The 19111-nt window shown below is 37.2% G+C and carries 19 protein-coding genes; 11 read left to right on the top strand and 8 right to left on the bottom strand.

Going from position 1 to position 19111, the window contains the following annotated elements; translation table 11 throughout:
* Positions 1-151 precede the first annotated feature (151 nt).
* The 6 genes from CK510_RS09710 to CK510_RS32655 all read left to right on the top strand — a co-directional run bounded on the left by CK510_RS09710 (position 152) and on the right by CK510_RS32655 (position 5919).
* Entirely contained in the window at positions 152-1615 is a 1464-nt protein-coding gene (locus tag CK510_RS09710; protein ID WP_342745948.1) for a cytochrome c oxidase subunit I, read from the top strand.
* 82 nt (positions 1616-1697) lie between these two features.
* On the top strand, positions 1698-2297 hold the full coding sequence (locus tag CK510_RS09705; RefSeq protein ID WP_095721512.1) for a cytochrome c oxidase subunit 3: 600 nt from the start codon (positions 1698-1700) through the stop codon (positions 2295-2297).
* Positions 2298-2468: 171 nt separating this feature from the next.
* Complete coding sequence (locus CK510_RS33360; RefSeq protein WP_245911998.1) at positions 2469-2663, top strand: hypothetical protein; 195 nt, start codon at positions 2469-2471, stop codon at positions 2661-2663.
* Between the two features lie 356 nt (positions 2664-3019).
* Positions 3020-3373 (top strand): hypothetical protein, encoded by a 354-nt coding sequence (locus tag CK510_RS09695; RefSeq protein ID WP_095721511.1) that lies wholly within the window; start codon positions 3020-3022, stop codon positions 3371-3373.
* Positions 3355-4773, top strand: a complete 1419-nt coding sequence (locus CK510_RS32660; RefSeq protein WP_211293140.1) for a CHAT domain-containing protein — start codon at positions 3355-3357, stop codon at positions 4771-4773. The genes CK510_RS09695 and CK510_RS32660 overlap by 19 nt, the downstream gene beginning before the upstream one ends.
* Before the next feature lie 18 nt (positions 4774-4791).
* Positions 4792-5919, top strand: coding sequence for a formylglycine-generating enzyme family protein (locus CK510_RS32655; RefSeq protein WP_245911996.1), 1128 nt, complete (start codon positions 4792-4794; stop codon positions 5917-5919).
* Between the two features lie 136 nt (positions 5920-6055).
* On the opposite strand, the gene CK510_RS09685 is transcribed toward CK510_RS32655, so the two are convergent.
* The 3 genes from CK510_RS09685 to CK510_RS09675 form a co-directional block, all read right to left on the bottom strand.
* Positions 6056-6439 (bottom strand): type II toxin-antitoxin system VapC family toxin, encoded by a 384-nt coding sequence (locus tag CK510_RS09685; RefSeq protein WP_095721510.1) that lies wholly within the window; start codon positions 6437-6439, stop codon positions 6056-6058.
* On the bottom strand, positions 6436-6636 hold the full coding sequence (locus CK510_RS09680; protein WP_245911994.1) for a hypothetical protein: 201 nt from the start codon (positions 6634-6636) through the stop codon (positions 6436-6438). The genes CK510_RS09685 and CK510_RS09680 overlap by 4 nt, the downstream gene beginning before the upstream one ends.
* A 438-nt stretch (positions 6637-7074) precedes the next feature.
* A complete protein-coding gene (locus tag CK510_RS09675) occupies positions 7075-7788 on the bottom strand; it encodes a winged helix-turn-helix transcriptional regulator (RefSeq protein WP_095721508.1) in 714 nt (237 codons plus the stop codon).
* Between the two features lie 110 nt (positions 7789-7898).
* Here CK510_RS09675 and CK510_RS09670 point away from each other — a divergent pair, with 110 nt between their 5' ends.
* On the top strand, positions 7899-8660 hold the full coding sequence (locus tag CK510_RS09670; RefSeq protein ID WP_095721507.1) for an SDR family oxidoreductase: 762 nt from the start codon (positions 7899-7901) through the stop codon (positions 8658-8660).
* 323 nt (positions 8661-8983) lie between these two features.
* Here the strand turns inward: CK510_RS09670 and CK510_RS09665 are convergent, their stop codons facing one another.
* The 3 genes from CK510_RS09665 to CK510_RS09655 all read right to left on the bottom strand — a co-directional run bounded on the left by CK510_RS09665 (position 8984) and on the right by CK510_RS09655 (position 12023).
* The gene (locus tag CK510_RS09665) at positions 8984-9880 is read right to left on the bottom strand and encodes an ABC transporter substrate-binding protein (RefSeq protein ID WP_095721506.1); all 897 of its coding nucleotides are present in this window, start codon (positions 9878-9880) and stop codon (positions 8984-8986) included.
* Between the two features lie 143 nt (positions 9881-10023).
* On the bottom strand, positions 10024-10914 hold the full coding sequence (locus CK510_RS09660) for a hypothetical protein (protein ID WP_095721505.1): 891 nt from the start codon (positions 10912-10914) through the stop codon (positions 10024-10026).
* 68 nt (positions 10915-10982) lie between these two features.
* Positions 10983-12023, bottom strand: coding sequence for a CHAD domain-containing protein (locus CK510_RS09655; RefSeq protein ID WP_095721504.1), 1041 nt, complete (start codon positions 12021-12023; stop codon positions 10983-10985).
* Between the two features lie 338 nt (positions 12024-12361).
* On the opposite strand from CK510_RS09655, the gene CK510_RS09650 reads away from it, so the two are divergent.
* Complete coding sequence (locus CK510_RS09650; RefSeq protein WP_095721503.1) at positions 12362-13441, top strand: DUF3616 domain-containing protein; 1080 nt, start codon at positions 12362-12364, stop codon at positions 13439-13441.
* Between the two features lie 334 nt (positions 13442-13775).
* On the top strand, positions 13776-14864 hold the full coding sequence (locus CK510_RS09645) for a putative outer membrane beta-barrel protein (RefSeq protein WP_095721502.1): 1089 nt from the start codon (positions 13776-13778) through the stop codon (positions 14862-14864).
* Positions 14865-14899: 35 nt separating this feature from the next.
* Here CK510_RS09645 and CK510_RS09640 read toward each other — a convergent pair whose 3' ends face one another.
* Positions 14900-15730: a dienelactone hydrolase family protein gene (locus tag CK510_RS09640; RefSeq protein ID WP_095721501.1), complete on the bottom strand. Its 831-nt coding sequence runs from the start codon at positions 15728-15730 to the stop codon at positions 14900-14902.
* A gap of 208 nt (positions 15731-15938) precedes the next feature.
* Here CK510_RS09640 and CK510_RS09635 point away from each other — a divergent pair, with 208 nt between their 5' ends.
* Both CK510_RS09635 and CK510_RS09630 read left to right on the top strand, forming a co-directional pair.
* A complete protein-coding gene (locus tag CK510_RS09635; protein WP_095721500.1) occupies positions 15939-17144 on the top strand; it encodes a class I SAM-dependent methyltransferase in 1206 nt (401 codons plus the stop codon).
* Positions 17145-17769: 625 nt separating this feature from the next.
* Positions 17770-18642 (top strand): NAD(P)-dependent oxidoreductase, encoded by an 873-nt coding sequence (locus CK510_RS09630; RefSeq protein ID WP_095721499.1) that lies wholly within the window; start codon positions 17770-17772, stop codon positions 18640-18642.
* A 43-nt stretch (positions 18643-18685) separates the two neighbouring features.
* Here the strand turns inward: CK510_RS09630 and CK510_RS30920 are convergent, their stop codons facing one another.
* Positions 18686-18922: a hypothetical protein gene (locus tag CK510_RS30920; RefSeq protein WP_143289258.1), complete on the bottom strand. Its 237-nt coding sequence runs from the start codon at positions 18920-18922 to the stop codon at positions 18686-18688.
* Positions 18923-19111: the final 189 nt, after the last annotated feature.

Below are 19111 nucleotides of genomic sequence, written 5' to 3'. Positions count from 1 at the left end.
CGGCAATATTATGGGTTAACCGACAGTAACTGTTTCAGCCTTAGCGTAAGTTTCTGTACGATTGCTCATTTCACCCCTAGTCCTCAGAGTTATCCGTTTAGCTATCCATCCTTTTTGCACCCGTGAATGAATTTCGTCGCGCAAGCCTCGCGTGAAGTATCTGTCTTTTTTTGTTGTTGAGAAAGAAACAGACTATTGCTATGTGCCTTTGTTGTCCGTTGTACGCTCTTCACTTGTTGGCTTTGCTAACTATCTCGTCCCTTTAATGATTGGTGCGAGAGATATGGCATTCCCCCGTCTCAATGCAGTTGCATTCTGGATGGTTCCAGTTGCTGGTGCGTTGTTGATGGCAAGTTTTCTCGTACCTGGTGGTCCCGCACAAGCTGGTTGGTGGTCATATCCTCCAGTTAGTATCCAAAATCCCACGGGCAACTTAATTAATGGTGAATTTATTTGGTTGCTAGCGGTGGCTGTTTCCGGTGTCTCCTCAATCATGGGGGGTGTAAACTTTGTCACCACAATAGTTAAAATGCGTGCCCCTGGAATGGGCTTCTTTCGGATGCCCCTGTTCGTTTGGGCAGTTTTCAGCGCTCAGATTATCCAGTTATTTGGGTTGCCTGCATTGACTGCGGGTGCGATTATGTTGCTGTTTGACTTGAGTGTGGGAACAGCATTCTTTAATCCTGAACAAGGAGGAAATCCAGTATTATTCCAGCATTTGTTCTGGTTCTACTCCCACCCTGCGGTTTACGTGATTATTCTACCCATATTCGGGATTTTCTCGGAAATATTCCCCGTTTATTCCCGCAAACCTCTATTTGGTTACAAAGTCGTTGCCATCTCTTCGTTGATGATTGCCGCAGTTAGTGCTTTTGTCTGGGTTCACCACATGTATGCAAGTGGCACACCTGGTTGGATGCGAATCATTTTCATGATTTCTACGATGTTTGTTTCTATACCAACTGGCATCAAAGTGTTTGCTTGGGTGGCAACGATTTGGGGCGGTAAAATTAAATTGAATACACCGATGCTGTTTGCGTTGGGTGGTTTGATTATGTTTGTGTTTGCTGGTGTCGTTGGGATTATGCTGGCTTCAGTTCCTATCGATATTCACGTAAATAATACCTATTTTGTTGTCGGACATTTTCACTATGTTCTCTACGGAACTGTGACGATGGGTTTGTTTGCTGGAATCTATCACTGGTTTCCAAAAATGACCGGACGTATGTATTACGAAGGTTTGGGTAAGTTACATTTTTGGTTAGCTTTCATTGGTACTAACTTAAATTTCTTCCCGATGCATCCGTTAGGACTTCAAGGAATGGTGCGTCGAATTGCATCATATGACCCTGAGTATACTTTCTGGAATGTGATTGCAAGTATTGGTGGATTTATACTGGGTATGTCTACATTACCGTTCATTTTGAACATGGTTAGTTCTTGGATTAATGGTGACAAAGCACCCGATAATCCTTGGAGAGCGATTGGTTTGGAGTGGTTGGTTTCTTCTCCTCCTCCTGTGGAGAACTTTGAAGAAATACCTGTCGTGGTTTCTGGACCTTACGGTTACGGTACAAATGAACCATTAGTTGCAGGTTCCCATCATCAAGAGTAGGGAGTGGGGATTGGGGAATATATGTATAAATTTTTATTCTTCACCCCATACCCATTAACTATTACCCAATTTAAAAAAAATCATGGAAAGTTCAGTTAAGACATATATACAGGATTCTCCCATCGTCCATGAGCATGATGAGGAAGGGAATAAGCAGTATGGTTTTATAGTTTTCCTGCTGTCGGAAAGTGTGATTTTCCTGAGCTTTTTCGCTGCTTATGCGGCTACGAAATTAACTACACCTCAGTGGTTGCCTGCTGGTGTAACTGGTTTGGAGGTGAAGGAGCCAATAATCAATACTGTGATTCTGGTTTCTAGTAGTTTTGTCATTTACTTTGCTGAGAGGGCATTGCAGCGTCATAATCTCTGGGGATTTCGCATGTTTTTGCTGCTAACAATGGCAATGGGCAGCTACTTTTTATACGGTCAAGCGGTGGAGTGGAGCGGTTTGGAATTTGGTTTCACAACTGGTGCTTTTGGTGGTTTGTTCTATTTGTTGACTGGGTTTCACGGTTTGCACGTTCTCACTGGTATTTTGTTGCAGACTATGATTTTGATTCGTTCTTTTCTGCCCGGAAATTACGATAATGGGCATTATGGTGTGTTTGCAACTTCGTTATTTTGGCACTTTGTCGATGTAATTTGGATTATTTTGTTTATCTTGATTTACGTTTGGCAGTAGATTGAGGGTGCGATGATCGCAAATATTTATATGCAAGAATGTGGAGACGTTAGATGTAACGTCTCTATTTTGTTTTTTGGGGGTTAGGGATGGTTTATTATTTGATATACAAGGCGATGACCGATATTTTGGCAGATTTGGTTTAGATGAGCGCTATTAATCGTAATAATTATGAATGAAAATCTACTAACAGAATCTGATATTCAACAAGTGATGGAGCGGGTTAAAATTGCCTTTCCATTTTTTACTGATTGGGAATATAATAACAAAAAAAATGAAGAGTATTTCGGCTTTTCTGTCTGGGGGGAGTTGGTTATTAACCCAGAAGAAATAATGCCACGACGTTTTTTATTACACTCGATTTAAATCATGAAAACAAGTGGGAAGGATGTTTAACAATTGGTCAACATTCCTATCTCTGGTCAAGTGCGGATGTCGGTGATGCTCACTTGCTCAATACAGACATGAGTGAATCTTTGGAAGAAGCAATCGTAGAACTTAAAGCAAAAATCCTAGAACTGTTTCGAGCTTTTTCTGTGTTGTGAGATACGATCGCATGTCTTCCCTTTCTGATAAGTAAATTTTAATACACTATTGCTTCTTAATTGTCAAGTCAAATTGAGCTTTTGTAACAAAAATGATAATATTCTTTACGTGAAGTAACAAACTAAAGGAAAAGATTATGTGTACAATTAACCAAAATAAAACTTTTTGAGGTATAAATGAGCGAAATTCCTCTAGTTAGCATAGTAATTTCATCTCAAATCCCCTTAGATGAAATAGAATCTTTAGAAACATCACTGTCTCTAAGTTCAATCAAGGTACAGAAGTTACCAAGTCGGGTATTAGGGGTAGATGACATTGTTTTGGTTGCTACAGTTATTTCAGGGGTAGCAGCAACAGCCCAATTGATGGATTACAGTATCAAAGTTGCTAAGTCAATCAATAATTGGCGGCGAAAATTGCGAGAGAAAGGGATAGAACCAAAAGGTAAGTTAGAACATCCAAAATGCCCCTTTCTTGACTTAAATACTGCCACTGATGAAGAAATAGAAGCATGGTTGTCTCAAAAGTAGGTGTAAAAGTTCCCCTAAAACCGGGGATAAAAGAAGTTACTGAGCAAGAGAATTCGTTCAGTAATCAAATTTTGATCTTATTTTCAGCTCCTCTACTCAATGAAGATTTATCACCAGTAGAGAATTTAGCGATTCAGGAAGAAATTAATGCGATCGCTTCCGTATTAGAGGATATATCTCACCCCATCTTAGTAGAAATAGTGGTGAAAGTTGCCACATCACAAACTATACAAGATGTGTTGTCGAGTCGTTTCAAGCCATTGATTATTCATTTTATTGGTCATGGAATGAGAGAGGGAGATAATACAGCCTTAGTATTAGAGGATGAGGTGGGAATTACCCGTTCTTTTACCGAGGAAGAACTAGAAATAGCTTTATCAAATAGGAAGCAAGTACCCTGTCAAATAGCATTATTAAATGCTTGCCATTCACAAAAATTAGCTCAAGCTTTTGTCAAAGCAGGAGTACCGCATGTAATTGCAGTTAATGCCGAAGATAAAATTTTAGATGTTGCCGCTCGATGTTTTTCTCGACGATTTTATCAAGCATTATTTAATCAAGATTCGGTTAGTAATAGTTTTTTATCGGGTCGTAATGCAGTTAAACTTGATGATAAATTAAAGAAATTGTTTAACTCTTTGACTTTTGAGCAAGGAGTTAATTTCGATGAAGCTTTCAAATATGAATTATTACCTAAAGGTTCCCCCCACAATCAATCACTAATTATAGAACCTGCCGATTCTCACTCTTGTATCTATCCCCATTGGTCAAATACTAATATTCCCCGTGAAGATAAAAACTTTGTTGGACGTAGAAAAGAGATACATCAAGTAATTAAAGCACTGGTAGAATCTGATAAACGTTGTATTGCCTTGCATGGGATGGGAGGAATCGGTAAAACGGCTTTAGCTTATGCCATTGGTAGGTGGTTGCACGAACGCGATCGCTATAAAGATGGAGTTTGGTTTATTAGTTTGCGCGATACTGATTCTGTGGGAACGTTAATTACTAAAGTTAAACAGAGTCTTGAATTAAAGGGTTTTGCCTTAGAGAGAGAATTAAGAAATAGTAGGATTTTTTTGATTCTTGATGATTTGGATAAATTGATTGAGAAAGAGTCCAATGAGTTAATTGAACTTTTAAATCCGCTTTTGGAACAATGTCCTAATTTGCGATTGTTGTTAACTTCCCGTGATTCTTTAGTAAGGGATATTTATTGTCATCAAGAAGAAGTTTGCAGTATGGGAGTATCAGAAACAAGAGAGATATTTAAAAAGTATGCTCCACCTCAAGAACAATGGGGAAATAATGATGATTTGGAGCAAGATTTTCATCTTTTAGCAAAGTTTCTTGATGGTTATCCTTTACCTATTAAACTAGCAGCGTCTTATATGGCATAAACCCAATCTACCCTCAAAATGCTGTGTGAAGAATTGGTTGATGAACCATTAGATATTCTTGATACTTATTCTCCCGAACAAAGAAAAGAAAGAAGTTTGCGGATAACTTTAGAGCGTTCTTTTGAGATGTTATCGGTAGAAGCTCAAGATATATTTCCTTTGTTAGCTTTCTTTCCAAGTGGATTGAGTCGCGATTTAGCTAAAGCTATTTGGGATAGAAGTGGGAATAAGGTTTTGTTAGAATTGTTTAAGTTTTCAATGGCAGAAAAATCTGCTGCTGCATCTGATTGGAGAGTAACTTTACCCGAACCTGCCCGTACTTATGCAGAAAGTAAATTGCAGAAAGGAAGAAAAATTGAATATCTTGCTCCTCTCGTTTTAGATTTTTATTATAGTAATTTTTGCGATACAGTTCTCCAACTTTTTAATAAGAGAGATAATAAAGGTCAGCAATTACTTCTACAAGAAAACGCAAATTTAATCCTGTTTCTTGAATGGGGTTATAACCATGAAACTAGTTCGGATAAAATTTGTCGTAGTGCCAGGATGACAGCTTTATTAAGTCCTTATTGGCGTTGGATTGAACCGAATAAAGACCCTTTAGTTAGATTGAATTTGGCTTTAACTGCAACTAAAAGAAATCAGGATAGGGAAGGAGAAAATTTAGTTAGAAATGCCATAATTACTCTTTCTTCTAGGGAAGCATTTAAAGATGTTCAATCTTTGGGGCAAGGAAGTTATGATATAAAGTTCTTTGAGTTTGAAACTGTCACGGTTAATGCTTCTGGCGAAATTATAGAACGAGAAACTAAACAAGCCGATTACTTTAACGAAGACTTGAATGAGTGTATTAACATAGAAATGGTTGCTATTCCTGGTGGTACATTTATGATGGGTTCACCCAAAGGAGAAGGGTCTGAATCTGAAAAACCTCAACATCAAGTAACCATTCAACCATTTTTTATAGGCAAGTACCTCATAACTCAAGCACAGTGGCGATTTGTAGCCGAGTTATCCCAGGTACACAGAGAACTTAATCCAGAACCGTCTAGATTTAAAGGAGATGAGCTACCTGAGTTCTTTTGTCCTTTATTCTTTTTCTTTTTTCCTTCCTTTTTCCTTTTATGGCGGATCGATTTTTTTTAGTAAAAATAAGCTAATAGAATATACGAAACATCTCCGGAAAAGACGTAGAGACGTAGCAATGCTACGTCTCTACAAGGTTCTGGGAAACGCATAATTAAATTCGGTCGATGTCTAGGGTTTTCTGCAAAATAAGCGTCTAGCTGATGGAATGCTCATGCAAATTTAAACCTTCAATAAAGTGAAAATCTTTAGTATTCAAAGTATATAAATCAATCTTATAAACCAATGCAGTTGAAGCAATTAAAGCATCAGGGATACTTAATTTATGACTGAGAGAGTAAGTTTCCATCAATTCAATGAATTGAGCAGATATGATAACATCAACTGAGACAAAATTAAGTAATCCTAAATGTTTCTTAATTTTATTCAATTCGGACTTATTAATAGCACCATAGTATAATTCAGCTTGACTAATGGCACTAACAGCTAATTTATCTAGCCCAATACGGCGAAGCTCATGGATAACCCTAGAATTATTTTTATAAAATTCGATGAGAATATTTGTATCACATAAAATCATTTAACATCTTCTCGCCATGCTTTTTGACGAATCGATTCGGTAGTCACATCTCTATTTTCCCATAACCCGGCTAAAGCAAAAAAATCTTGCTCATTATTAGATATAGTGGTCTTATCTTCCATTAATTCTACAGAGTTAACAAAATCTAAAGCGGAAAGAATCTTAGATAGCATCTCTGCTTTTTCTTTATCAGCCACTCGGACTATTAATTGTTCCATATTTGCGCGGTTATAAAACAAGATTATCTAAATTGTACAACTATTTCTGTTTTGCTTACGGGAAGATACGAAAATGACCCTTCTTAAAACAATTCGCGTTTCCTCGCTTCTTCGAGAAGCAAACTACGTAATTATTCTTATAGCGTATATTTCGTAGGGGGTGGAGTCTCCCCACCCTTCCCATGATAGTGTTAGTAAGTATATGATTTAGAGTAATCCAAGAAATAAATGATCCAACTGTTGATCCTGAGTCGCTATGTAATAGACAGAGATGCTTCATTGCGCTTCGCTCCATTCAGCATGACAATTGGGCACTTTTTTACTTGGAACACTCTTAGATGTTTTTTTTCTGGAAGTTCCTAAATCAAACTTCATGCGATCGCAATATCCAGCGAATCTGTAATTTTCAGGAATAATCTACACATCTTTATTGATTAAACTAGCTAAAGTAGAGACCATTTCTATGGTTTCAACTGGTTTGGGAATGTGAACAGTAAACCCCATTTTAAAAGCACGTCCACGTTCCCCCGGATTATTAGCAGCAACGATGGCAATCATGGCTATAGACTTGCGGTTGTTTGGCTCAATTTGTTCGATCTGGGCAGTGAATAAATCAGTATCATCGTTATTTAAAACAGTTAAATCTATCAACATCGCATCAGGTTTAACCAGATTAATTGTATTGATGATATCGTCGAGAGTAGTTGCGATCGCAACTGCATGACGTTGCTCAAGGTTGGCACAAAATGTTGCCGCATCAGGTGATAGCACCAAAATCTTCGTATTTTCCAAGCGGCAATAATTAAATTGATACTCTACGCGATGTTTTTTCCCCCATTCGCACATCATTTCGGTAATTGGGGTGAAAGTTTTACCGTGGGGGGTAAGAGCATATTCAACGCGAGGTGGGAATTCTGGAAATGATTCTCTATAAATTAAACCCTCTGTTTCTAATTCCCTCAATTGTTGAGTCAATACTTTCTGGGTAATATTAGAAATTAATAATTTTAATTCGCCAAAACGTCGAGCATCCCGTCTCAACCACCAAAGAATCAGACATTTCCACTTACCACCAATTGCCTCAATTGTCACTTCTACAGGGCAGGAATATTTTTTTATATTAGTATCCATTTGGTAACTATTAACCTTTGAATGTTATATTTTAGGCGCTCTGGGAAGTCACCACAAGCAAAATTATTGGTGTACATCTTCTGGTAAAATATCTCTAAGGAAAATCAAACATGAAAATTAGCGGTGCGGTTGCATTAATTACGGGAGCAAATGGTGGAATTGCCTCTCACTTTATCGAACAATTACTGGGTTTAGGTGTCGCAAAGATATATGTATGCGCTCGTAGTGTGACAAAACTCAATCCTCTGCTGGAACTCGATCGCGATCGCATTATTCCAGTTGAATTGGATGTCACAAATCCTCAATCTGTTTTAACCGCAGCATCTCAATGTCAGGATGTAAATCTTTTAATTAATAATGCCGGAACTTCGCTCAATCAGGGACTAATTGCCGCATCAGATATCGATAGTGCCAGAAATGAAATGGAGGTTAACTACTTTGGCATGTTGTCCATGTGTCGCGCCTTTGCACCTATTTTAAAACAAAATGGTGGCGGTACGATTGTTAACATTCTCTCACTGTTAGGAAAAGTTAATCTACCTTTCAGTGGTTCTTACAGTGCTTCTAAAGCTGCTGCAATATCAATGACTCAAGGTGTGCGGGCAGAACTTGCTGTACAAAATACTCTGGTTGTTGCGGTGATGCCGGGAACAGTGGATACTGAGTTAGCGAAGGAATGGCCTAATCCCAAGGTAGCACCTGCGGAAGTCGCTTCTTCGGCTTTACAAGCGGTAATTGATGGTGTGGAGGATGTTTATCCTGGTGAACAAGCTGCACAGGTTTCTGCACAATTACTTACTGATCCGAAAGGGGTAGAGAAATATATGGCAAGTTTTCTCCCTGGTATGATGTTAGCAGGGACTAATGCTTAAGTAAGTCGGCATGAATAAATCATCATGGTTAGTAGTTGCGCTTTAGCGCTATAAGGGAACACCAATAAATAAATTCTCCAAAGTTGTAGGGGCAGGGTCTCCCTGCCCTTATGAGTGATATGGTTGGTAAATGTAGATGTGGAGATTTTATTTTCTGGAAATCCCTTAGTCTAAAATTGAACAATTGAATCAGTAGTTATTTATCTACACAGCCTTCTATATCTTGGCACTGTGCTTAATTGTGAAAAGCATGGTGTTTTTATTTACATTTGAGTAGATGGATGCGATCGCTTTGCTGACCTTCAATATCACATTCATTTATCCTAAGTTTTAACTATTTCCTGAAGTTTTTTCGTAGCTTTCTCAATTGAGTCAATACTTCCGGGATTAACTAAGCCGTTATACTCAAAAACGTAGACTTTATTATTTTGTACGGCTGTTAATTTCTGCCAAAATGTTTGTTTTTTCAATCCATTAATTACTTCGTCTCCTGAACCTGCTTGGGGAGAGTTCACAACTATTATTGCATCTGGATTTGACTCTAATATTTTTTCTGCTGAAAGTGTTAAATATCCAGGTATTGGACTTTTCCCTTGTAGTTCTGCGGCTATATTTTTGACTTTGAATTGAGTTAGCATATCTCCTGCCCAGCTATTTTTATTTGGGGCAAGAATTGGCTGAAGACTAACTATAACTAAGGTTGAAAGATTGTTTGTTTTTGAGTTGGATTGATTTAATAAAAAAGATTCATATTTTTTTAATAATTGTTGTGGGTCTGTGCCTGTTTTTTGTGCTAAATCTTTTGTTAATTCTGTTAGTGTTTGCCAATTGTTAGTTTTTGTTTCAAATGTATTTATTTTGAGTTTTTTTAAGCTTTGAATTGTTTGGTCGTTAAAGCCAGATGCACCTATGACTAAATCAGGTTTGAGGGCAATAATTTTTTCTAAGTTGGGTTGAGTTCTTCCTTCTGATACGCGGGGAATTTCTTTAAAGCGGGGGTCATTGTTGAGTAGTTGTGTTCCTGAAATTCCAACAATTTTTGTTTTATCTAGTTGGTAAATAATATCTGCTGATAGGGATGTGAGTGCTATTACTCTATTTGCTATTGCTTGGTTTGTTTGCGGGTTTATTGCAGGTTGTTGGGTGATTGATGGGGTGCAACTGATGAGAATTAGACTTATAAAGATGGTGAGTAAGTGTTTTATTTTATGTTTATTCATTTGCTGAGTTTTTGGGTTTTACTTGACACATTTTAAGATGGTTAATTTTGTTTTTTAACGCAGAGTAACGCGGAGGTTGACGCAGAGGTTCACAGAGAAATACGGAGGTGTGAGGAAGGAGGAGAGTATTTGATTAATTTGAATTAATTTGAAAGCCACAAAGCTACGTTTCTCACGTATGTTTGAATATCATTTAATGCACGTGGCTCTTTTGTCATGCCATTTCCTGGTGCTTCATCTACAAATGTAGGACAACCTTTTTCGGTGTCCCAATTGTAATCCACTAGGTGATGAAAACTAGAGTTGGTAATTGCACGACCTAACATATTTCCCTGTTCATCTTGATGATGGTCTATTATTACTACTAAGTTAAAATCACGTTTTGTAATTATACTTTTACTTAGGGCAATTACTCGCGCATTTGGGTTATTTGGAGGTGTTCCAATTCCTCCCTCGTGGGGATGTGCGGGGAAAAATTCTATTATTCCTGATGGGGAGTTGGGATTTTGTAAAAGTTCATGAACTGGTTCAACAATCTTAATGTTTTGATAGTCTCCGTTTGCTCCAGAATGATAGTTGGGGTAATTAATATAAGTTGTGTAAGGGTCATCACGATTTAAGCGTGTTGCGTCGGGGTCAGGGTTTTTACTGTAAAAATAATGGGTATCACCAATGTCGATGATACCGCACATTGAACAACCCATGTCTTGATGGTCGCGGGTTGTGAGTATGCCACCTCCGCGTTTACGGAATGCGTTTATACCTGCGATGTCTTTTTCACTTAAGCCGTCACCGATATCTAAGGCAAATAACCAAAGCTGCTCAAAATCGGATTGATCGAGGGAACTGAGAATTGGATCGTTACCCTCGATATCGGTTATTCTGTCCCGTCCAACTACTTGATATAATGGATTACCTGTTTCGTCTTGTAATGATGCTAGATAGTCCTTTAGCAGCGAAAAACGGGTGATATTCCAATCGTCTGGAGTTGTGGGAATTGTGGTTTGTAGAAGGATGGGAATTGGTTTCACCATTTTACTCTCTTTCGCTTTTTATATTTAAACTATTTTGTGGGACTGTTTGACATATTTTATCCTAATTACTAGTTTTTTTCGTGTGTTTGCTCTTGTAACTCTGCTTGGGAATATGGCTTTTGTATGGGCTTTAAAATCGCTAAATGCAGTTGGTGACGTGTGTCAGTTTGCATGTAGCGCTGTTGTAAAGGTAGCCATCTCTGCCATAGTTGATGACGTTTTTCTGCTAGCAAATTTACAAATGTTGGCAGTTTTTCGGTAAATTCCGATCCAAAAATATCATGGAACCACTCTTCTAAAACATCAATGTCGTGAATTTCCCCCAATATATCTTGAATATTTTTCACATCTCCCACATATCCTGCATAGGTTTCGTCGTAAAATTCCACGAATAATTCCATTTGATAACGCAGTCGTTTTGATTGTTTTCGCAAGCTGTGGAGAAGTTCATTATTTCTTGCTAAATATCTGTGAATTTCTTTCTTTTTATCCTCTTCCTTAAAGTTATCAGAATCATTTAAATGGGATAATGTAGATGTATCTAAATACATGTCAAATTGCCAACCTGGATGCAATAAAAATTTGCTCACTTCCGGCAAAAGTAAATCGGGAAGCACTAATTCAATGGCTAGTTTTGCTGATTCTTGATAACTTGGTTCTTCTAACCACTGATTTAAAGAAGATTTTAGTAACTTATAACGGGCATCTTTTAATGTTTCTTTGACGCTCAATGCGACATTTTCGCGATGTTTGTCAAATACATCAAATGCTTTTTGTAGATATTTTAGTTCTTGATTCGTCAAACCAGTTTGGAAATTAGTTTCGATGCTTTCCTTGAGTACGTCTAAATCCCTTAACTCACCTAACTTACGGGCAATCTTACCAATATTGCGATCGCACGCTGTTTTCGGTAAGTTTACAGCGAAACCAAAGCTACTTACTACGGTTCGCAAACGACGCATTCCCACTCGCATTTGATGCAATGCTTCGGTATCTTCATCTTTCTTTACAGTCTTTTCCCACTTCAAAATTTTTTTAAAGTGCTTCTGAATCGCTTGGTAGGTATAGTTTCCTAAGTCTTGAACTATGGGTTTTGTGGCTAAGGTCATAATCGTACCAGGTATGATGATTAATTTTTCTGCTTAATTTAACGGTAAAACATCAAAATTTGACGTTAATATAATTTTTTTTAATAAGATTCTGATTTTCTATAACTCCACTCTGCTAAAGGTAAAACTAGATTTTTAGCCCAAATTACAGGTTATATAAAACTCAGCATATACTAACTCTGTCAAAGGTTATATCTATATGCTAATAAAATTAATATTATTGTGATGAAATTGTTATTTTGGTATTTATACTGCGTATTTTTTTAGACCAAAGGTATTGTTGCTAAGTTCAAAAACCCAGATAATAACTATAATCCTACACTTTGGGTTTGTATAATATGTACGATTCTAATTCGATTCAGCAAGTTTTACTTAAGTTCAGCAATAGTTTTAAAGAACACAGAGAGGACATATCAGCAGTTCTGTTGTCACCAGAGAAACACCTATGGTTAGGTTCTGACGAAACCTCTACAATCGAACGTCTAAACCTGATTGATGCCAAAAATTTTGCAGAACATAAGCAATATCAAGTCATGGATTTTATTAGTTTACCAGCCCCATCATCGGATGAAATCGATATCGAAGGATTAGCATATGACGACTATTATCTTTGGTTTGTAGGTTCTCATAGTTACAAACGTAAAAATCCGAAAATGGAAAAAAGTGATACTAAAAATGTTCAAAGACTGGCAACAATTATCACTGAACCTAATCGCTATATATTGGGACGAATTCCCCTTATTAATGGAGAATTAGTTGCGTCATCTCCATATCCAAAAGATTCGACTCGACAGTTGAGTGCAGCTAAACTCGAAGTAACACCAATGGGGAATTTACTTATGGAAGCACTTGCTGATGATATCCATTTGGGTACTTTTATTAAAGCGATGATTCCAGGTAAGGATAACGGTTTTGATGTTGAAGGTATGGAAGTTCAAGGAAATCGAGTTTTTCTCGGTTTGCGTGGTCCAGTTTTGCGCGGTTGGGCTGTTATTTTAGAGATAGAATTAGTAGAAAGTAGCCCTGGGTTGTTGAAGTTATCCCCGACTGGTGAAAATGGTAAGGGGTATAAAAAACATTTTATTTTTTTGAATGGTTTAGGTATTCGAGATTTATGTTGTGATGGTCGAGATTTACTTATTTTAGCAGGACCAACGATGGATTTAGATGGACCTGTGCAAGTATATCGGTTAAAGGAGGGTTTTAATTTACAAGCAGATATCTTGCATAAACCAGAGTTAGTATTGGAAATTCCCTATGGTAATCGAGATGATCGTGCAGAAGGGATAACTTTATTTGGGGATGTATTAGGAAAAGCTTCTTTATTAGTGGTTTATGACTCTCCATCGAAAACAAAAAGAGTGGTTGGAGATGCTGATATTTTGGCGGATGTTTTTGCGATCGCGGATGGGAAGTAGAGAATAGACATCTGCTGGAAAGGTTGTAGAGATGTAGTATTACTACGTCTCTACAATTTGTGTAACGTATAATTAATTTTCACGACGTTATGTTTAATAGGTGAACCCCTAACTACTCAACCTATAGTTAAGGATTATTTACAGCAAAATGGCAAATTATTCAAAATTTATGCTGTATCTTGAGTAAGATTATTGTCATTTACTCAATTTCATCCTGTTTTACTAGTTATAATTTTTGTTTTTCAGGCAAATTTTAAACTCAGTACGATAATTTTATTAATAACCAGGGTAATCCACCATCGTTAAACTTTTTTATCGTGGAAGGATTATTTTTATGCTGCACAAGAAACGCTTTATTTTTTCGCTGCTAGGATTAACTGTTGCTAATTTACTCACGAATATTAATACTCACAAAGTAATTGCGAATGAAGGAATTGAAAGTACAAGTAAATTTGTTATTAGTGCTGATAAAATTAAAAATGAATCTGTGGAGAAACGACCAATTGAACTAAATAATTTAGCTCCTGTACTGTTGCATGATGATTTATTTTCCCATAGTAATTATGAAATAAATAATTCAGAAGCAATTTCTCATCAAGCAGTAGATTTAATACCGAAAAATCGTCTGAATTCAAATAGAAAACTCACTTATATATCTGTTGATTTGGATAAGTTATGTAAAACTTCTCCAGATAATTTGCGCTGTTCTCAGTATTTTAAAACTACGCTAGAACAACAACCCAGTGAAAGCGAAATATCCAAACGATTAACCAGTCAATCAATAGGAGAAAGTAACCAAAAAGCAAGTGGTTGGGCTGTGACACCAGAAGCTGGAACCCTGGTTTTTGGGGCTTTTATAACTAAATCATTGACCTCTAATTTAAATGCACGAGTCGGTTTAAATACTGCTTCAATTGCTCTTGCTGGATATCAAAAACGCAAGAATGAAGTTACCTATGATGCGAATTTAAATTTATTCAATGTCTCTACTTTAGTTGATTATCATCCCTTCAAAAAATCCGGTTTTCGGGTTACAGGTGGTTTGGTATTTAATGATAATAATCTTGAAGGGAAAGCGAGAATCAAAGATGGTGTCACCTTTGAATATGATGGAAATCGTTATACGAATAAAGATATTGCTTCTGTTAAAGCTAAAGTCTCTTCTTCTAATAATATTGCCCCATATCTTGGGATTGGCTGGGGTAATGCTGTAAAACCGGGAAAACGTTGGGGATTTTCCGCAAATCTAGGTGTAGTTTTTTCTGGTTCTCCACAAGTTGATTTGGATGCAAATATTGTTAATGATAGCTTAAGTGAGCAAATAAATCGTGACCTTAGGGTTGAGGAAAAGGAACTGGAAGACGATTTAAATGGATTTAAGATTTATCCAGTGCTTTCATTAGGTGTTTCGTATCATTTTTAGTGGTTCTTATTAAGTATTGGGTAACAACTTCTCGCTCATACTCCATACTTTTTAAACCATTTTTGGAGACGTTGCCAGCCATCTTTCGCGTCTGAATCACGGTATGAGGGGCGATAATCGGCAAAAAAAGCGTGGGGAGCATTGGGGTAGATAATGATTTGGGATTTACTGTTACTGGATTTAAGCTTTTCCCGTACTTGCTCCACTGTGTTAACAGGAATACCCGTATCTTGACCACCGTAAAGTCCAAGAATGGGGACTTTTAAGGTAGAAACAACATCTATGGGATGCTTGGGCTGAAGCTCTGTAGACTCACTCACTAAACGCCCATACCATGCCACTCCTGCCTTGATTTTAGGATTGTGCGCTGCGTATAACCAAGTAATTCGACCACCCCAACAAAAGCCCGTAATTCCTACCCTGTTGGCGTTACCCTTGGATGACTTTACAGCCCAATTGAGTGTACTATCAAGGTCTGACAACACTTGGGCATCCGGCACTTTAGCAACAATCGGGCGAATTTCGTCAATACTGGTTAACTTTGAGACATCACCTTGGCGCACAAACAATTCAGGGGCAATGGCGATGTATCCTAACTTGGCAAAACGGCGACAGACATCTTGAATATGTTCGTGTACGCCAAATATTTCCTGAATCACCAAGATGATGGGAAAATTTGTGCCCTTTGCAGGCATGGCTCTATAACCAGGAATTTCCCTATCTAAAACAGGTATTTTCACGGCACCAGCGATTAATCCTTTGGTGTCGGTGGTAACAACTTTTCCTGAAACAGGTTGGACTACGAGTGCAAAACCCGCCGTCAGAGTGGCAGTTGCGATAAATTGGCGGCGTGTTATTTCTTTCATGATTGTGACCAGTTATTTGGGATAATTATTGATATTCCCTAAGTTTACTCTATGTTTCGGCTGGCTCTTGAGTAGATAGCAAATGGGTTTTATAGTAAAATAGATTTGGGATGATGTTGTTAATTTAATTAAAAATCACCAGATACTAAAAAATTGCGATCGCAATGTCTAAATCAGCTAATTATCATTAACTCTTAACTTAAAATAAATGCAATCTAATTCCAATCTTACTAATATAATTATTGAACGCATCAAAGCTAATCCCAAGCACCGTATCACTTTTGCTGAGTATATGGATATGGCACTATATTATCCAGAATCTGGTTATTATTCTACCCAAGCTTTAAATCTTGGTAAATCGGGGGATTTTTTCACTTCGGTTCACCTTGGTGCTGATTTTGGCGAAATGCTAGCGGTACAATTTGCTCAAATCTGGCAAATTTTAGGCAAACCAATACCTTTTACTCTGGTGGAAATGGGTGCTGGGCAGGGTTATTTAGCAAAAGATATTTTGAATTATTTACATCAACAACATGAAGATTTATTTACGAATTTAGAATATATTATTATTGAAAAATCAAATAATTTAAAAAAATTACAGCAGCAGACTTTAGATGATTTTAGTCAAGGAATTAACCAAAATATTAACTTACGTTGGTGCAACTTAGAGGAGATTACAAATAATTCAGTAGTTGGCTGTTTTTTATCCAACGAATTAGTTGATGCTTTTCCCATACATCAGTTTACTTTGACAGCAGGAAAGCTCAAAGAGATTTATGTCGGATTGGCAGAAAAATCTGATATTTCCGATGTCGAAGACTCACCTGATTTTGTAGAAATTATCGATGAACCATCAACACTTCAACTAAGTGAGTATTTCCAATTAGACGAAATTGATATTAGTAATTATCCTGATGAATATCGTAGCGAAGTAAATTTAGCTGCACTCGATTGGTTAACTTTGCTAAGTAAAAAACTCCAACGAGGATATATTTTAACGATTGATTATGGCTATTCCGCAAGTCGTTACTACAACCCTCGGCGAAATCAAGGAACATTACAATGTTATTATCAACACAAACGACACGATAACCCCTATGTTTTAGTCGGACAACAAGATATCACAGCCCATGTTGATTTTACTGCCTTGGAGCGATGGGGGGAAAGCTGTGGTTTACATAAAGTTGGATTTACCCAGCAAGCATTATTTTTGATGGCTTTAGGGTTGGGAGAGAGAATTTCCTCGCTTTCCGAATCTAAGCTTCCTCTCCTCGATATGTTACGTCGTCGAGACTCGTTACATCAACTATTAGACCCTTTAGGTGTTGGTGGTTTTTGTGTATTACTGCAAAGTAAGGGACTAAGTATGGTAGAAGCCGCAGCATCCTTAACAGGGTTTGTAATACCAGAATAATAGCGAGACGCTCCCACTAGACCTATTAATTTAAAGCATTTTTTATTGGGAAAACTCTAATACCAATTACTTGTGAAGCTGCACATTATTTCGATTTCTCCAACCTCCCCTTACTAAGGGGAGGTGCCACAGGCGGTGGGGTTATTTTATGCATCTTCATATTAAAATGGTATAAAACTTAAAATATTATTAATATTGGATCAAAATTTAGTCAATTGGGTGTTGTAATGATTAAAGTCTAGGAAGAGACGAGTCCAAGGTATAAAACGTAAAGGTATAAAAAATGTCTACTCACGATTTGTTTATGTTGATTGGATTACTTACTCCCGGAATTTTACTTTCGGTGTTGGTTCTGGTTACATTTGCTGCTGGCGGTTGATAATATAAGAGAGACGCGATGTATCGCGTCTCTACATTTTTTATTCATTAATTTGGGGGATTTTTTATTGGGGGTTAGGTGGAAAATGTTTGGTGATAACATTTAATCTTAAGGTTTAATGTTTAAATTAAGATATTGATTATATTTACTAATAACTAATTAGCGATAAAGTTTTGATTTTAACTATTATTAATCATCAATTAGATAGGATAAACATAGAAGGAAGCATTAGTAGGAAAGTAAAGCATGAAGGTGGCATTTCTGGGGACTGGATTAATGGGGTTGCCAATGGCACAGAGGTTGTTGCAAGCTGATGTACAGCTAATTGCTTACAACCGTACCCCAGAGAAATTAGCACCACTTCAAGCAGCAGGGGCAGAAATTGCCGTACATCCACGTCACGCGATTCGTGCTGCCGATTATGTCGTTTTGATGCTGACGAATGCTTCTGCTATCTACAGCGTTTTGTTATCTGATACTTCATGGCGATCGCTCGCTGGTAAAACTGTGATTCAGATGGGAACTATCACTCCAACGGAAAGCAAGGAAATCCGTGATACTGTTGTAGCGGCTGGTGCTGAGTACATCGAAGCTCCTGTTTTAGGCAGTATTCCCGAAGCTGAAGTTGGTAAGTTAATAGTCATGGTTGGGTCATATCGGGAACAGTATCAAAGACATCAAGATATTCTTAAGTATTTTGGTTCAGAACCAGTCTACGTAGGAGAGGTGGGTACTGCATCGGCGTTAAAATTAGCACTTAATCAGTTAATTGCTTCACTAACGACATCATTTGCGCTAAGTTTGAAGTTTGTCCAACGTCAAGGTGTTGATGTTGATGTATTCATGAAAATTTTGCGGGAAAGCGCTTTATACGCACCAACATTCGACAAAAAATTACAACGAATGCTTGATAATAATTATGACAATCCCAACTTTGCGACGAAGCATTTGCTCAAAGATACGGATTTATTTATTGATGAAGCCAAAAATGTTGGTTTAAATGTTAATAGTATTGAAGGTGTAAGAACTATTCTTGATACCGCAATGCGAATGTCTTTAGCACAAGCTGATTATTCCTCACTTTTTAGTGCCCTAAGTTCACCAAATGATGCTGATTAAATAAAAGTAGAAAATCCATAATCAAAAATGTGATATTTTGGTTTTATTGTGTGGTTTCTGATTGTAGATTTACAGAATTAGAGACGTTCGTTTGAACGTCTCTATCATTGATTGATATATATGATTTTTGTGTCATCTGTATTAATTGTTCGGGTACTTCACTACTCATCTCACAAGTTAAAATCGGCATTTCCTGCCAGCAATTACGACAAAACAAAGTCACTTGATGATTACGAACGTAACGCAGAAGGGGTGAGGAGCAACAAGGGCAAATTGTCATAAAAACCTCTACGTTTATTAATTAAGTTGATAAATATAACAAATCTACTTAAAGGAGTAAATTCTATTTAGGGCTTATCGTCTAATTATTTAAATACTTATAACTAGCTAATTAATGCAACCTGGCTTATTAAAGCAAATTGTAGCCTACGTAACTTTTTAAGTTTACCACTATCTAAAGGTTTAATCC

The organism is Brunnivagina elsteri CCALA 953, from assembly GCF_002289455.1.
In the GTDB taxonomy this organism is placed as follows: domain Bacteria; phylum Cyanobacteriota; class Cyanobacteriia; order Cyanobacteriales; family Nostocaceae; genus Brunnivagina; species Brunnivagina elsteri.
The sequence above is the reverse complement of the archived record's forward strand: the minus strand, read 5'-3'. Positions and strand labels throughout refer to the sequence as shown.

Coding starts and splice junctions, on each gene's coding strand:
- CK510_RS09705 (WP_095721512.1), top strand. CDS start 1,698: ATGGAAAGTTCAGTTAAGACATATATACAGGATTCTCCCATCGTCCAT.
- CK510_RS33360 (WP_245911998.1), top strand. CDS start 2,469: ATGAATGAAAATCTACTAACAGAATCTGATATTCAACAAGTGATGGAG.
- CK510_RS09695 (WP_095721511.1), top strand. CDS start 3,020: ATGAGCGAAATTCCTCTAGTTAGCATAGTAATTTCATCTCAAATCCCC.
- CK510_RS32660 (WP_211293140.1), top strand. CDS start 3,355: ATGGTTGTCTCAAAAGTAGGTGTAAAAGTTCCCCTAAAACCGGGGATA.
- CK510_RS32655 (WP_245911996.1), top strand. CDS start 4,792: ATGCTGTGTGAAGAATTGGTTGATGAACCATTAGATATTCTTGATACT.
- CK510_RS09685 (WP_095721510.1), bottom strand. CDS start 6,439: ATGATTTTATGTGATACAAATATTCTCATCGAATTTTATAAAAATAAT.
- CK510_RS09675 (WP_095721508.1), bottom strand. CDS start 7,788: ATGGATACTAATATAAAAAAATATTCCTGCCCTGTAGAAGTGACAATT.
- CK510_RS09670 (WP_095721507.1), top strand. CDS start 7,899: ATGAAAATTAGCGGTGCGGTTGCATTAATTACGGGAGCAAATGGTGGA.
- CK510_RS09665 (WP_095721506.1), bottom strand. CDS start 9,880: ATGAATAAACATAAAATAAAACACTTACTCACCATCTTTATAAGTCTA.
- CK510_RS09660 (WP_095721505.1), bottom strand. CDS start 10,914: ATGGTGAAACCAATTCCCATCCTTCTACAAACCACAATTCCCACAACT.
- CK510_RS09655 (WP_095721504.1), bottom strand. CDS start 12,023: ATGACCTTAGCCACAAAACCCATAGTTCAAGACTTAGGAAACTATACC.
- CK510_RS09650 (WP_095721503.1), top strand. CDS start 12,362: ATGTACGATTCTAATTCGATTCAGCAAGTTTTACTTAAGTTCAGCAAT.
- CK510_RS09645 (WP_095721502.1), top strand. CDS start 13,776: ATGCTGCACAAGAAACGCTTTATTTTTTCGCTGCTAGGATTAACTGTT.
- CK510_RS09640 (WP_095721501.1), bottom strand. CDS start 15,730: ATGAAAGAAATAACACGCCGCCAATTTATCGCAACTGCCACTCTGACG.
- CK510_RS09635 (WP_095721500.1), top strand. CDS start 15,939: ATGCAATCTAATTCCAATCTTACTAATATAATTATTGAACGCATCAAA.
- CK510_RS09630 (WP_095721499.1), top strand. CDS start 17,770: ATGAAGGTGGCATTTCTGGGGACTGGATTAATGGGGTTGCCAATGGCA.
- CK510_RS30920 (WP_143289258.1), bottom strand. CDS start 18,922: ATGACAATTTGCCCTTGTTGCTCCTCACCCCTTCTGCGTTACGTTCGT.